Annotated in this window: 11 protein-coding genes; all 11 read left to right on the top strand. The window is 58.6% G+C overall.

Annotated elements, in window-relative coordinates:
- Positions 1 to 24: 24 nt before the first annotated feature.
- Positions 25 to 1,380 carry a sigma E protease regulator RseP gene (rseP, locus tag FUU19_RS18145; RefSeq protein WP_038878816.1) on the top strand — a complete coding sequence of 452 codons (1,356 nt, stop codon included), beginning with the start codon at positions 25 to 27 and terminating at the stop codon, positions 1,378 to 1,380.
- Positions 1,381 to 1,415: 35 nt separating this feature from the next.
- Positions 1,416 to 3,842, top strand: a complete 2,427-nt coding sequence (gene bamA, locus FUU19_RS18150; protein WP_141966976.1) for an outer membrane protein assembly factor BamA — start codon at positions 1,416 to 1,418, stop codon at positions 3,840 to 3,842.
- A gap of 156 nt (positions 3,843 to 3,998) precedes the next feature.
- On the top strand, positions 3,999 to 4,496 hold the full coding sequence (gene skp / locus FUU19_RS18155) for a molecular chaperone Skp (protein ID WP_004931958.1): 498 nt from the start codon (positions 3,999 to 4,001) through the stop codon (positions 4,494 to 4,496).
- Positions 4,497 to 4,499: 3 nt separating this feature from the next.
- Positions 4,500 to 5,522 carry a UDP-3-O-(3-hydroxymyristoyl)glucosamine N-acyltransferase gene (lpxD, locus tag FUU19_RS18160; protein WP_025304030.1) on the top strand — a complete coding sequence of 341 codons (1,023 nt, stop codon included), beginning with the start codon at positions 4,500 to 4,502 and terminating at the stop codon, positions 5,520 to 5,522.
- 160 nt (positions 5,523 to 5,682) lie between these two features.
- Positions 5,683 to 6,138, top strand: coding sequence for a 3-hydroxyacyl-ACP dehydratase FabZ (gene fabZ / locus FUU19_RS18165; protein WP_004931962.1), 456 nt, complete (start codon positions 5,683 to 5,685; stop codon positions 6,136 to 6,138).
- 3 nt (positions 6,139 to 6,141) lie between these two features.
- Positions 6,142 to 6,930 carry an acyl-ACP--UDP-N-acetylglucosamine O-acyltransferase gene (lpxA, locus tag FUU19_RS18170; RefSeq protein WP_230491009.1) on the top strand — a complete coding sequence of 263 codons (789 nt, stop codon included), beginning with the start codon at positions 6,142 to 6,144 and terminating at the stop codon, positions 6,928 to 6,930.
- Between the two features lie 3 nt (positions 6,931 to 6,933).
- Entirely contained in the window at positions 6,934 to 8,082 is a 1,149-nt protein-coding gene (gene lpxB, locus FUU19_RS18175) for a lipid-A-disaccharide synthase (protein WP_230491010.1), read from the top strand.
- Positions 8,079 to 8,672, top strand: coding sequence for a ribonuclease HII (gene rnhB / locus FUU19_RS18180; RefSeq protein WP_141966984.1), 594 nt, complete (start codon positions 8,079 to 8,081; stop codon positions 8,670 to 8,672). The genes lpxB and rnhB overlap by 4 nt, the downstream gene beginning before the upstream one ends.
- 82 nt (positions 8,673 to 8,754) lie before the next feature.
- The gene (gene dnaE, locus FUU19_RS18185) at positions 8,755 to 12,243 is read left to right on the top strand and encodes a DNA polymerase III subunit alpha (RefSeq protein ID WP_141966986.1); all 3,489 of its coding nucleotides are present in this window, start codon (positions 8,755 to 8,757) and stop codon (positions 12,241 to 12,243) included.
- A gap of 12 nt (positions 12,244 to 12,255) precedes the next feature.
- The gene (accA, locus tag FUU19_RS18190) at positions 12,256 to 13,215 is read left to right on the top strand and encodes an acetyl-CoA carboxylase carboxyl transferase subunit alpha (RefSeq protein WP_019455765.1); all 960 of its coding nucleotides are present in this window, start codon (positions 12,256 to 12,258) and stop codon (positions 13,213 to 13,215) included.
- Positions 13,216 to 13,326: 111 nt separating this feature from the next.
- Positions 13,327 to 14,454, top strand: a 1,128-nt coding sequence (locus FUU19_RS18195; RefSeq protein WP_304622319.1) for an Orn/Lys/Arg decarboxylase N-terminal domain-containing protein, incomplete at its 3' end; no start/stop codon positions are given.

Below are 14,454 nucleotides of genomic sequence, written 5' to 3' on the forward strand. Positions count from 1 at the left end.
GTCGATGACGGAAAGTGAGGGATGATGGTCAGCGTGCTTTGGAACCTGGTGGCGTTTCTGATTGCGCTCGGTATCTTGATAACCGTGCACGAGTTCGGACACTTTTGGGTTGCCCGCCGTTGCGGCGTGCGCGTTGAACGCTTCTCCATCGGCTTCGGTCGCGCGCTGTGGCGCCGCACCGATCGCCAGGGCACCGAGTACGTCATCGCCTTGATTCCGCTCGGCGGCTACGTGAAGATGCTGGACGAGCGCGTGGAGTCGGTGGCGCCGGAAATGCGCCATCAGGCCTTCAACAACAAAACCGTCTGGCAGCGCGCGGCCATCATCAGCGCCGGTCCCATCGCCAACTTCCTGTTTGCTATCCTTGCCTACTGGCTGGTGTTCATCATCGGCGTGCCGAGTTTCCGCCCGGTGATCGGCGAAATCGCGCCGCAATCGATCGCCGCCAGGGCCGAAATTTCGTCTGGCATGGAACTAAAGTCGGTTGACGGCATCGAAACGCCTGATTGGGAGTCAGTTCGTCTGGCGCTGGTGGCGAAGATTGGCGATGCGCAAACCGAAGTCGGCGTTGCGCCATTCGGCTCTTCGCAGGTAGTGACCAAAACCCTGGATTTGCGCCAGTGGAACTTTGAGCCGGACAAGCAGGATCCCGTTGTTGCGCTGGGCATTATGCCGCGCGGCCCGCAGATTGAATCCGTGTTGGCGGAAGTGCAGCCTGACTCGGCGGCGCAAAAGGCGGGTTTACAAGCGGGGGACAGGATCGTTAAAGTCGATGGTCAGCCGTTGGGTCGTTGGCAGACGCTGGTGAAGCGTATCCACGATGGCCCGGGGCAACCGCTGGCTTTGGAGATTGAAAGAAACGGCGCCCCCTTGTCTTTGACGCTGATACCGGATACAAAGCCGGTGGGAAAAGACAAATCGGTGGGGTTTGCAGGCATCATTCCAAAGGTGTTGCCGCTGCCGGACGAGTATAAGACGATTCGCCAGTATGGACCGTTCCCGGCGCTGTATCAGGCCGGCGACAAGACCTGGCAGCTAATGCGGCTGACGGTCAACATGCTGGGCAAATTAATAACCGGTGATGTAAAGCTGAACAACCTGAGTGGCCCGATCTCGATTGCACAGGGAGCAGGGGCATCAGCCGGAGTCGGGTTCGTGTATTATCTGATGTTCCTGGCGTTGATTAGCGTCAACCTGGGGATCATCAACCTGTTCCCATTACCGGTGTTAGATGGTGGGCATCTCCTCTTCCTGGCGATAGAAAAGCTGAAGGGTGGGCCGGTTTCCGAGCGAGTACAGGACTACAGCTACCGCATAGGTTCGATCGTGCTGGTGTTGTTGATGGGTCTTGCACTTTTCAATGATTTTTCCCGCCTTTAGGGGCGGGGATAGGTTAGGAAGAACGCATAACAACGATGGCGATGAAAAAGTTGCTCATAGCGTCGCTGCTGTTTGGCAGCGCCACCGTATACGGTGCAGACGGGTTCGTAGTGAAAGATATTCATTTCGAAGGCCTGCAGCGAGTCGCCGTCGGTGCGGCGTTACTCAACATGCCGGTTCGCGTCGGCGATACCGTCACTGACGATGACATCAGTAATACTATCCGAGCCTTGTTTGCCACCGGCAACTTCGAGGACGTGCGCGTACTGCGCGATGGTAATACGTTGATCGTGCAGGTGAAGGAACGTCCTACCATCGCCAGCATCACCTTCTCCGGCAACAAGTCGGTGAAGGATGACATGCTCAAGCAGAACCTGGAAGCCTCCGGCGTCCGGGTGGGCGAGGCGCTCGACCGCACCACGATCTCCAGCATTGAAAAAGGGCTGGAAGACTTCTACTACAGCGTCGGTAAATACAGCGCCTCGGTGAAAGCCGTGGTCACGCCGCTGCCGCGCAACCGTGTCGACCTGAAGCTGGTGTTCACGGAAGGGGTCTCCGCCAAGATTCAACAAATCAACATCGTCGGCAACCATGCCTTCACCAACGACGAACTGATCTCGCGCTTCCAGCTGCGTGATGAGGTGCCGTGGTGGAACCTGGTCGGCGATCGCAAATACCAGAAGCAAAAACTGGCGGGCGATCTCGAAACCCTGCGCAGCTTCTATCTGGATCGCGGCTATGCCCGCTTCAACATCGATTCTACCCAGGTGAGCCTGACGCCGGATAAAAAAGGCATCTACATCACCATCAACATCACCGAAGGCGATCAGTACAAGCTTTCCGATGTTGTCGTGAACGGCAACCTGGCCGGCCACTCGGCGGAAGTTGCTCAGATCACCAAGATCGAACCGGGCGAGCTGTATAACGGCAGCAAGGTGACCAAAATGGAAGACAACATCAAAACGATGTTGGGCCGTTATGGTTACGCCTACCCGCGCGTCGGCACTCAGCCGGAGATCAACGACGCGGATAAAACCGTCAAGCTGCACGTCAACGTCGACGCGGGCAACCGCTTCTATGTGCGTCGCATCAAGTTTGAAGGCAACGACACCAGCAAGGATTCCGTACTGCGTCGCGAAATGCGCCAGATGGAAGGCGCCTGGCTCGGCAACGAACAGGTCGAGCAGGGTAAAGAACGCTTGAACCGCTTGGGCTACTTCGAAACGGTTGACGTGGAAACCCAGCGCGTGCCGGGCACCGCCGATCAGGTCGACGTAACCTACAAGGTGAAAGAGCGCAACACCGGTACCTTTAACTTCGGCGTCGGCTACGGCACCGAGAGCGGCGTCAGCTTCCAGGCCGGCGTGCAGCAGGACAACTGGTTGGGTACCGGCTACTCGGTCGGCATCAGCGGCACCAAGAACGACTACCAAACCTATACCGAATTCTCGGTCACCAACCCGTACTTCACCGTTGACGGTGTGAGCCTGGGCGGCCGTGTATTCTACAACGACTTTAAAGCGGATAACGCGGACCTGTCCGACTACACCAACAAGAGTTACGGTGTTGACGGCACGCTGGGCTTCCCGATCAACGAAAACAACTCGTTGCGTACCGGCCTGGGCTACGTCCACAACGGTCTGTCGAACATGCAGCCGCAGATCGCCATGTGGCGTTATCTCGACTCGATGGGCGTGGATGCGAACAAGACTGACCGCGCCAGCTACTCGACGGACGACTTTACCCTGAACCTGGGGTGGACCTACAACAACCTGGACCGCGGCTACTTCCCGACGTCGGGTAACCGCACCACGTTGAACGGCAAGGTCACCATTCCGGGCTCGGACAACGAATACTACAAGGTGACGCTGGACAGCGTACAGTACGTGCCGATCAACGACGATCGCACCTGGGTGCTGTTGGGGCGCGGCCGTCTGGGTTACGCGGATGGGCTGGGCGGCAAGGAAATGCCGTTCTACGAGAACTTCTATGCCGGTGGTTCAAGCACCGTGCGTGGCTTCCAGTCCAACACCATTGGTCCGAAGGCGGTGTACTACAACTCCAATTCGTACCAGTGCCAGTTCAACGCCGGCAGCACCACCGCGCGTCAGAGCATCTGTAGCTCGGATGACGCGGTGGGCGGTAACGCCATGGCAGTTGCCAGCCTGGAGCTGATCACTCCGACGCCGTTCATCAGCGAGAAATACGCCAATTCCGTGCGGACGTCGCTGTTCATCGATGCGGGTACCGTGTGGGATACCAAGTGGAAGAATACCGACGAAACGCTGATGTACGGCGTGCCTGACTACAGCAAAGCGGGCAATATTCGTTCCTCCGCCGGTATCGCGCTGCAGTGGATGTCACCGCTGGGGCCGTTGGTGTTCTCTTACGCCAACCCGATCAAGAAATACGAAGGCGACAAGTCCGAACAGTTCCAGTTTAACATCGGTAAGACCTGGTAACGGGTCTCGCCTCTGGGCATAACAGTTATTAAGAATCGCAATGGCCAGGCGCCTGCCGGCAGAGGGAGATGATTCTCATTGTGTGGTGGGATAAGTCTGGCAAATTGTGTACTTCAGTGTCATATGACACAAATGGGTGATGGTAAGGAGTTTATAGTGAAAAAGTGGTTGTGTGCCGCAGGCCTCGGTTTAGCAATGGCTGCTTCAGCTGGCGTTCAGGCAGCAGATAAGATCGCTGTCGTTAACGTCTCCAGCATTTTCCAACAGCTGCCGGCCCGCGAAGCGGTCGCTAAACAGCTGGAAAACGAGTTTAAAGGCCGCGCAAGCGAACTCCAGAACATGGAACGTAGCCTGCAGACCAAAATGCAACGTCTGCAGCGTGACGGCGCTACCATGAAAGCCAGCGACCGCAGCAAGTTGGAAAAAGACGTGATGGCGCAGCGCGAGCAGTTCTCTCAGAAAGCGCAGGCTTTCGAGCAGGACAACCGTCGTCGCCAGATGGAAGAGCGTAACAAAATCCTGAGCCGTATCCAGGATGCCGTGAAATCTGTCGCCAGCAAAGGCGGTTATGACGTGGTGATCGATGCCAACGCCGTTGCCTATGCAGACTCTTCCAAAGATATCACTGCTGACGTGCTGAAACAGGTTAAATAACACATGCTTTCAATTCGACTGGCTGATTTAGCGCAGCAGTTGGATGCACAATTGCACGGTGATGGCGATCTCGTCATCACCGGCATTGCTTCTATGCATTCGGCACAGCCTGGCCAAATCACGTTTTTGTCAAACAGCCGCTATCAAGAGCAGCTGTCTTCCTGCCAGGCAAGCGCCGTGGTGCTTACCGAAGCGGATTTACCACACTGCCGTGCTGCGGCGCTGGTGGTTAAGAACCCTTACCTGACCTATGCGCGCATGGCGCAGCTGATGGACACCACGCCGTCGCCGGCCCAGGATATCGCGCCAAGTGCGGTGATCTCGCCTGAAGCGCAGCTGGGGCAGAACGTCGCCATTGGGGCGAACGCGGTGATTGAGTCGGGTGCGGTGCTTGGCGATAACGTGGTTATCGGCCCGGGCTGCTTCATCGGCAAACATGCACGCATCGGTGCGGGAACGCGTCTGTGGGCGAATGTCACGATTTATCATGCGGTTGAAATCGGCCAGCGTTGCCTGATCCAGTCGGGCACCGTGATCGGCGCAGACGGTTTCGGCTATGCGAATGAGCGCGGCGAGTGGATCAAAATCCCTCAACTGGGCACGGTGATTATCGGCGATCGCGTCGAAATCGGCGCTTGCACCACCATTGACCGCGGCGCTTTGGATAACACCCAAATCGGGAATGGTGTTATCATCGACAACCAATGCCAGATTGCACATAACGTTGTGATTGGCGACAATACCGCCGTCGCCGGCGGTGTGATCATGGCCGGTAGCCTGAAAATCGGCCGCTACTGCCAGATCGGCGGTGCCAGCGTGATCAACGGTCACATGGAAATTGCCGACAAGGTTGTTGTTACCGGAATGGGAATGGTTATGCGACCAATCACCGAACCTGGGGTATACTCTTCGGGCATTCCGTTGCAGCCTAACAAGGTTTGGCGTAAAACCGCTGCGTTGGTGATGAATATCGATGAGATCAGCAAACGCTTGAAAGCTGTCGAACGTAAAGTCGGAAAAGACTAATCATTGCCGCCCGCCCTGGCGGGTACAAAACGAAACGCGTTGGTCGTGAGACCAAAAGCGCAAAGAGATGTTAATTTGCGGCCTGCATGATGATCTCCTTTTGGGGTCAGCGCAGGCCGTGTTGTTGATGCCATCAGTTTTTAGAGACAGGAAGAGTATTTTGACTACTGACACTCATACTCTGGATATTGCAGAAATTTTGGATCTGCTTCCTCACCGTTACCCGTTCTTGCTGGTCGACCGCGTCCTCGAGTTTGAAGAGCACAAATATCTGCGTGCGGTGAAGAACGTATCGGTGAACGAACCGTTTTTCCAGGGCCACTTCCCTGGCAAACCGATTTTCCCAGGCGTATTGATCTTGGAAGCCATGGCGCAGGCCACCGGTATCCTGGCGTTTAAAAGCGTCGGTAAACTGGAGCCGGGCGAGCTGTATTACTTCGCCGGTATCGACGAAGCACGCTTCAAGCGCCCAGTGGTGCCAGGCGATCAGATGGTCATGGAAGTCACCTTCGAGAAAACTCGCCGCGGCCTGACTCGCTTCAAAGGCGTAGCGACCGTTGACGGTAAAATTGTCTGCGAAGCAACCATGATGTGTGCCCGCAGCCGGGAGGCTTAATCCGTGATTGACCAAACCGCCTTTATCCATCCTAGCGCGATAGTCGAAGAGGGCGCCGTGATCGGCGCCAACGTGCATATCGGCCCTTTCTGCTATGTCGGCTCCCAGGTGGAAATCGGCGCCGACACGGTGCTGAAATCCCACGTGGTGGTGAACGGCATTACCAAGATTGGCTGCGATAACCAGATTTATCAGTTCGCTTCCATCGGTGAAGTGAATCAGGATCTGAAATACGCAGGCGAACCGACGCGCGTTGAAGTGGGCGATCGCAACCGCATCCGCGAAAGCGTCACCATTCACCGCGGCACCGCGCAGGGCACCGGCCTGACCAAAGTGGGCAACGATAACCTGCTGATGGTCAATGTGCACGTTGCCCACGACTGTGTGGTCGGCAATTCTTGCGTGTTGGCCAACAATGCCACGCTGGCGGGGCATGTGGAAATCGACGATCACGCCATCATTGGCGGCATGACGGCGATCCATCAGTTCTGCATTATCGGCGCGCATGTGATGGTAGGCGGTTGTTCCGGCGTCGCTCAGGACGTGCCTCCTTTCGTCATCGCGCAGGGCAACCACGCGACGCCGTTCGGCGTCAACGCGGTCGGCCTGAAGCGTCGCGGTTTTGACAAGGATGAAATGCAGGCGATCCGCAATGCCTACAAAATCCTGTATCGCAGCGAGAAAACGCTGGATGAAGCGAAAGCGGAAATCGAAGCCCTGGCCAAAGAGCAGCCGGTGGTGCAGCAGTACCTCGATTTCTTCACCCGTTCTACCCGCGGCATCATTCGCTGAGTTATGTCGAATCGTCCATTGACTATCGGATTGGTCGCCGGAGAAACCTCCGGTGACATTCTCGGCGCCGGTTTGATCCGCGCGCTCAAGGCGCAGATCCCCGACGCGCGTTTCGTTGGCGTCGCCGGCCCGCTGATGCAGGCCGAAGGCTGCGAAGCCTGGTACGAAATGGAAGAGCTGGCGGTCATGGGCGTGGTGGAAGTGCTCGAACGCTTGCCACGCCTGTTGAAGATCCGCAAGGATCTCACCCGCCGCTTCGGCGAACTGCGGCCGGACGTGTTTGTCGGCATCGACGCGCCGGACTTCAACATCACGCTGGAAGGTCGCCTCAAGCAGCGCGGCATCCGCACCATTCACTACGTCAGCCCTTCCGTGTGGGCCTGGCGGCAAAAGCGCGTTTTCAAAATTGGCAAAGCCACCGATCTGGTGCTGGCCTTTCTCCCTTTCGAAAAAGCGTTTTACGATCGCTTCAACGTGCCTTGCCGGTTTATCGGCCATACCATGGCGGACGCCATGCCGCTGCAGCCCGATCGGCTGGCGGCGCGCGTTCAACTGGGTATCGCTCCGCAGGCGCGCTGCCTGGCCTTGCTGCCGGGCAGCCGCGGTGCCGAAGTCGAGATGCTGAGCGCCGACTTCCTCAAAACCGCGCAGCTGCTGCGCACGCGGTATCCCGAGCTGGAAGTGGTGGTGCCGCTGGTTAACGCCAAACGGCGCGAGCAGTTTGAGCGCATCAAGGCGGAAGTTGCGCCGGATCTGACGGTACACCTGCTGAACGGCCAGGGGCGCGAGGCGATGATCGCCAGCGACGCGGCGCTGCTGGCGTCCGGCACCGCGGCGCTGGAGTGCATGCTGGCCAAGTGTCCGATGGTGGTGGGCTATCGCATGAAGCCGTTCACTTTCTGGCTGGCGCAGAAGCTGGTGAAAACGCCTTACGTTTCGCTGCCGAACCTGCTGGCGGGGCGCGAAATCGTCACCGAGCTGCTGCAGCATGACTGCGTGCCGGACAAGCTGGCCGCCGCCGTGATGCCGCTGCTCGAAGAGAGCCCGGAAACCGAAGCGCTGAAACAGACTTTCCTTACCTTGCACCAAAGCATCCGTTGCGGTGCTGACGAACAGGCCGCTCAGGCTGTGTTGGAGCTGGCGAAAGCATGATTGAACCCTTTATCTATCCCACTGCCACGCTGATTGCCGGTGTGGACGAAGTGGGCCGTGGCCCGTTGGTTGGCGCGGTGGTTACCGCCGCCGTAATCCTCGATCCGGCACAGCCGATCGTCGGGCTGGCGGACTCCAAGAAACTCAGTGAAAAACGCCGCCTGGCGCTGTATGACGAAATCGTTGCCAAGGCGCTCTCCTGGAGCCTGGGGCGCGCCGAGCCGGCGGAAATCGACCAGCTGAACATTTTGCACGCCACCATGCTGGCGATGCAGCGCGCGGTGGCCGGGTTGCATATCGCGCCGGACATGGTTTTAATCGACGGTAACCGTTGCCCGAAGCTGCCGATGCGTTCGCAGGCGGTGGTGAAGGGCGACAGCCGCGTGGCGGAGATCAGCGCGGCGTCCATTCTGGCGAAGGTCACGCGCGATCGCGAAATGGCCGAGCTGGACAGCGAGTTCCCGGACTACGGTTTCGCGCAGCATAAAGGCTACCCGACCGCCCTCCACCTAGAGCGGCTGGCCGCGCTGGGCGCTACCGAGCACCACCGCCGCAGCTTCGCGCCGGTGAAAAGGGCGCTGGCGCTGTAGTCTGCGGGCCTGGTTGACCAGGCTCGACGATAGCATTAACCCGGGCTCAGCCTGCTGAGCCCCTTCAATCAGGTATCTGGAGATGGCCGAACCTCGTTTTATTCACCTGCGCGTCCACAGTGACTACTCCATGATTGATGGATTGGCCAAGACCGCGCCGTTGGTGAAAAGAGCCGCCGCGTTAGCCATGCCTGCTCTGGCAATCACCGATTTCACCAACCTGTGCGGGCTAGTGAAGTTCTACGGCAGCGCGCACGGCGCCGGGATCAAACCGATCATCGGCGCGGATTTCCATGTGCAAAGCGAAGAGCTGGGCGACGAACTGGCTCAGCTGACGGTGCTGGCCAGCAACAACGAAGGCTACCAGAACCTGACGCTGCTGATTTCCCGCGCCTATCAGCGTGGCTACGGCGCCGCCGGCCCAACCATCGATCGCGACTGGCTGATTGAACATCGCGAAGGGCTGATTCTGCTTTCCGGCGCGCGTCAGGGCGACGTCGGCAAATTCCTGCTGCGCGGCAACCAGGCGCAGGTGGAGCAATGCCTCGACTTCTACCAGCAGCACTTTCCGGACTGTTACTACCTGGAACTGATCCGCACTGGCCGCCCGGACGAAGAGAACTATCTGCATGCGGCGGTGACGTTGGCCACCGAGCGCGGCTTGCCGGTGGTGGCCACCAACGACGTGCGTTTCCTGGTGGAAGACGATTTTGACGCCCATGAAATTCGCGTCGCCATCCACGACGGCTTTACGCTGGACGATCCCAAACGGCCGCGTAACTACAGCCCGCAGCAATACATGCGCAGCGAAGACGAGATGTGCGAGCTGTTCGCCGACATCCCGGAAGCGCTGCTGAACAGCGTCGAGATCGCCAAACGCTGTAACGTCACCATTCGCCTCGGCGAATACTTCCTGCCGCAGTTCCCGACTGGCGACATGAGCACCGAGGATTTCCTGGTACTCAAATCGAAAGAGGGGCTGGAGGAGCGTCTCGAGTTCCTGTTCCCCGATCCCGAAGTGCGTGCGCAGCGCCGCCCGGAATACGACGAGCGTCTGGACGTTGAGCTGAAGGTGATCAACCAGATGGGGTTCCCCGGCTACTTCCTGATCGTGATGGAGTTTATCCAGTGGTCGAAGGACAACAACGTGCCGGTGGGCCCGGGGCGCGGTTCCGGCGCCGGTTCTCTGGTGGCCTACGCGTTGAAAATCACCGATCTCGATCCGCTGGAGTTCGACCTGCTGTTCGAACGCTTCCTGAACCCGGAACGTGTCTCGATGCCCGACTTCGACGTCGACTTCTGCATGGAGAAGCGCGATCAGGTGATCGAGCACGTGGCGGAGATGTACGGCCGCGAAGCGGTATCGCAGATCATCACCTTCGGGACCATGGCGGCGAAAGCGGTTATCCGTGACGTAGGCCGGGTGCTGGGGCACCCGTACGGCTTCGTCGATCGCATCTCCAAACTGGTGCCGCCGGATCCGGGCATGACGCTGGAAAAAGCCTTCGCCGCCGAACCGCAGCTGCCGGAGATTTACGAGGCCGACGAAGAGGTCAAGGCGCTGATCGACATGGCGCGCAAGCTGGAAGGGGTAACGCGCAACGCCGGTAAACACGCCGGGGGCGTGGTGATCGCGCCGACCAAGATCACCGACTTCGCGCCGCTGTACTGCGATGCCGAAGGGCACCACCCGGTGACCCAGTTCGACAAGAACGACGTGGAATACGCCGGGCTGGTGAAATTCGACTTCCTCGGCCTGCGTACCCTGACCATCATTGACTGGGCGCTGGAAATGATCAACGCCCGGCGCGCCAAGACCGGGCTGGAACCGATCGACATCGCCGCCATCCCGCTCGATGACAAGAAAAGCTTCGACATGCTACAGCGCTCGGAAACTACGGCGGTGTTCCAGCTTGAATCGCGCGGCATGAAAGATCTGATCAAACGTCTGAAGCCCGACTGCTTCGAAGACATGATCGCACTGGTGGCGCTGTTCCGTCCGGGGCCGCTGCAGTCGGGGATGGTGGATAACTTCATCGACCGCAAGCACGGCCGCGAAGAGATCTCCTACCCGGACATTCAGTGGCAGCACGAGTCGCTCAAGCCGGTGCTGGAACCGACCTACGGCATCATCCTGTATCAGGAACAGGTGATGCAGATTGCCCAGGTGTTGGCCGGCTATACCCTGGGCGGCGCGGACATGCTGCGCCGTGCGATGGGTAAAAAGAACCCGGTCGAAATGGCCAAGCAGCGCGGCGGCTTTGAAGACGGCGCGAAATCGCGCGGCATCGACGGCGAACTGTCGGTGAAAATCTTCGACCTGGTGGAGAAGTTCGCCGGTTACGGCTTCAACAAATCGCACTCCGCCGCCTATGCGCTGGTGTCGTATCAGACGCTGTGGCTGAAGGCGCACTATCCGGCCGAGTTTATGGCGGCGGTGATGACCGCCGATATGGACAACACCGACAAAGTGGTGGGGCTGGTGGACGAATGCTGGCGCATGGGGCTGAAGATCCTGCCGCCGGACATCAACAGCGGCCTGTATCACTTCCACGTCAACGACGACGGCGAGATCGTTTATGGCATCGGCGCCATCAAGGGCGTGGGGGAGGGGCCGATCGAGGCCATTATCGAGGCGCGCAACAGCGGCGAACAGGGTTACTTCAAAGACCTGTTCGATCTCTGCGCGCGCTCCGACATCAAGAAACTGAACCGCCGCATTCTGGAAAAACTGATCATGTCCGGGGCGTTCGATCGCCTTGGGCCGCACCGCGCCGCGCTGATGAATTCGCTCGGCGACGCGTTGAAAGCGGCGGATCAGCATGCGAAAGCCGAAGCTATCGGCCAGGTGGATATGTTTGGCGTGCTGGCGGAGGCGCCGGAGCAGGTGGAGCAGTCCTACGCCAATATCGCCCCCTGGCAGGAGCAGGTGGTGCTGGACGGTGAACGGGAGACGCTGGGGCTATACCTGACCGGCCACCCGATCACCCAGTACCTGAAGGAAATCGAACGTTACGCCGGTGGCCAGCGTTTGAAAGACATGCACCCGACGGATCGGGGCAAAATGACTACCGCCGTCGGGCTGGTGGTCGCCGCGCGGGTGATGGTGACCAAGCGCGGCAACCGTATCGGCATCTGCACGCTGGATGACCGTTCGGGCCGTCTGGAAGTGATGCTATTCACCGAAGCGTTAGAAAAATACCAGCATTTGTTGGAAAAAGACCGTATCCTTATCGCCAGTGGACAGGTCAGCTTTGATGACTTTAGCGGTGGGCTTAAAATGATGGCCCGCGAGGTAATGGACATCAGTGAAGCCCGGGAAAAATACGCTCGCGGGCTTGCTATCTCGCTGACTGACAGGCAAATTGATGACCAGCTTTTGAACCGTCTCCGTCAGTCGTTGGAACCCCATCGATCGGGGACGATTCCAGTGCATCTCTACTATCAACGGGAAGATGCACGAGCCAAGCTGCGTTTTGGCGCAACCTGGCGCGTGACGCCCACCGACCGCTTGTTGATAGACTTGCGGACGTTGGTAGGCAATGAGCAGGTGGACTTGGAATTTGACTAAAATAGGAATGCTATGAGTCTGAATTTTCTTGATTTTGAACAGCCGATTGCAGAGCTGGAAGCGAAAATTGACTCGCTGACTGCAGTCAGCCGTCAAGACGAAAAATTGGATATTAATCTGGACGAAGAGGTTCAGCGCCTGCGTGAAAAGAGCGTTGAGCTGACGCGCAAGATTTTTGCCGATCTTGGGGCTTGGCAGATTGCCCAATTGGCACGCCACCCGCGCCGTCCTTATACCCTGGATTATATCAAACACATCTTTACCGACTTCGAAGAGTTGGCGGGCGATCGCGCTTACGCTGACGACAAAGCGATCGTCGGCGGCATTGCGCGCCTGGATGGCCGCCCGGTGATGATCATCGGGCACCAGAAAGGCCGTGAAACCAAAGAGAAGATCCGCCGCAACTTCGGCATGCCGGCGCCGGAAGGTTACCGTAAGGCGCTGCGCCTGATGGAAATGGCCGCCCGCTTCAAGATGCCGCTGATCACCTTTATCGACACCCCGGGTGCTTATCCGGGCGTGGGTGCGGAAGAACGCGGCCAGTCAGAAGCCATCGCGCGCAACCTGCGTGAGATGTCGCGTCTGAACATCCCGGTCATCTGCACCGTCATCGGCGAAGGCGGCTCCGGCGGCGCGCTGGCGATCGGCGTGGGCGATAAGGTGAACATGCTGCAGTACAGCACCTACTCGGTGATTTCGCCGGAAGGCTGTGCTTCTATCCTGTGGAAGAGCGCCGACAAGGCGCCGCTGGCCGCAGAAGCGATGGGCATTACCGCACCGCGTTTGAAAGAGCTGAAGCTGATCGACTCGGTGATCCCGGAGCCGCTGGGTTCTGCACACCGCGACGTGCCGGCGATGGCTGCCGCGCTGAAAGCGCAGCTGCTGGCCGATCTGAAAGATCTGGATGGTCTGAACGACGAAGAGTTGCTCAACCGTCGCTACCAGCGTCTGATGAACTACGGCTACTGCTGAGTTCTGTTCTTCGCTGCAAGAAACCGCCTCCGGGCGGTTTTTTTTTGGCTACACACCGCCGGATTTTCGTGGTGTTATAGAGACTTGGCCGTTAACTGACAGGAGCTGCCGATGAATATCATCGCCATCATGGGCCCGACGGGCGTCTACTACAAAGATGAGCCGATCCGCGAGCTCCACGCTGCGCTGGCCACCATGGGTTTCCAACTGGTGTACCCCAAAAACAGCGGTGACCTGCTGAAGCTGATCGAAGCCAATGCCCGCATCTGTGGGGTGATCTTCGACTGGGACGACTACAGCCTGGAGCTGTGCAGCGAGATCAACGAGCTGAACGAATACCTACCGCTGTACGCCTTTATCAATACCCACTCCACCTTCGACGTCAGCCTGCATGAAATGCGCATGGTGCTCTATTTCTTCGAGTATGGCCTGAATGCGGCGGACGATATCGCGCAGCGCATCCAGCAGTACACCGCAGAATATATTGATACCATTACGCCGCCGCTGACCAAGGCGCTGTTCAACTACGTGCGCGAAGGGAAGTACACCTTCTGCACGCCGGGCCACATGGCCGGCACCGCGTTCCAGAAAAGCCCGGTGGGCTGCCTGTTCTATGACTTTTTCGGCGCCAATACCCTGAAGGCCGACATTTCGATTTCGGTCACCGAGCTCGGCTCGCTGTTGGATCACACCGGGCCGCACCTCGAGGCCGAAGAGTATATCGCGCGCACCTTCAACGCCGAGCAGAGCTACCTGGTCACCAACGGCACCTCCACCGCCAACAAAATCGTCGGCATGTATTCAGCGCCGGCGGGCAGCACGGTGCTGATCGACCGCAACTGCCACAAATCGCTGTGCCACCTGCTGATGATGAGCGATATCGTACCGATCTATTTGCGCCCGCTGCGCAACGCCTACGGCATTCTCGGCGGCATTCCGCAGCGCGAGTTTACCCGCGCCAGCATCGACGCCCGGGTGCAGGAGACCCCGAACGCCACCTGGCCGGTGCATGCGGTGATCACCAATTCCACCTATGACGGCCTGCTGTACAACACCGACTACATCAAGCAGACGCTGGAGGTGCCATCGATCCACTTCGACTCCGCCTGGGTGCCTTACACCAACTTCCATCCGATTTACGACGGCAAGAGCGGCATGAGCGGCGAGCGGGTGCCCGGTAAGGTCATCTACGAAACCCAGTCGACACATAAACTGCTGGCGGCCTTCTCGCAGGCTTCG

The sequence above is a fragment of the Serratia montpellierensis genome (assembly GCF_020858655.1).
Classification (GTDB): Bacteria; Pseudomonadota; Gammaproteobacteria; order Enterobacterales; family Enterobacteriaceae; genus Serratia; species Serratia montpellierensis.

Excerpts from the sequence above, each read along its gene's own strand:
- rseP (WP_038878816.1), top strand. The coding sequence starts at position 25 with ATGGTCAGCGTGCTTTGGAACCTGGTGGCGTTTCTGATTGCGCTCGGT.
- bamA (WP_141966976.1), top strand. The coding sequence starts at position 1,416 with ATGGCGATGAAAAAGTTGCTCATAGCGTCGCTGCTGTTTGGCAGCGCC.
- lpxD (WP_025304030.1), top strand. The coding sequence starts at position 4,500 with ATGCTTTCAATTCGACTGGCTGATTTAGCGCAGCAGTTGGATGCACAA.
- lpxB (WP_230491010.1), top strand. The coding sequence starts at position 6,934 with ATGTCGAATCGTCCATTGACTATCGGATTGGTCGCCGGAGAAACCTCC.
- rnhB (WP_141966984.1), top strand. The coding sequence starts at position 8,079 with ATGATTGAACCCTTTATCTATCCCACTGCCACGCTGATTGCCGGTGTG.
- dnaE (WP_141966986.1), top strand. The coding sequence starts at position 8,755 with ATGGCCGAACCTCGTTTTATTCACCTGCGCGTCCACAGTGACTACTCC.
- accA (WP_019455765.1), top strand. The coding sequence starts at position 12,256 with ATGAGTCTGAATTTTCTTGATTTTGAACAGCCGATTGCAGAGCTGGAA.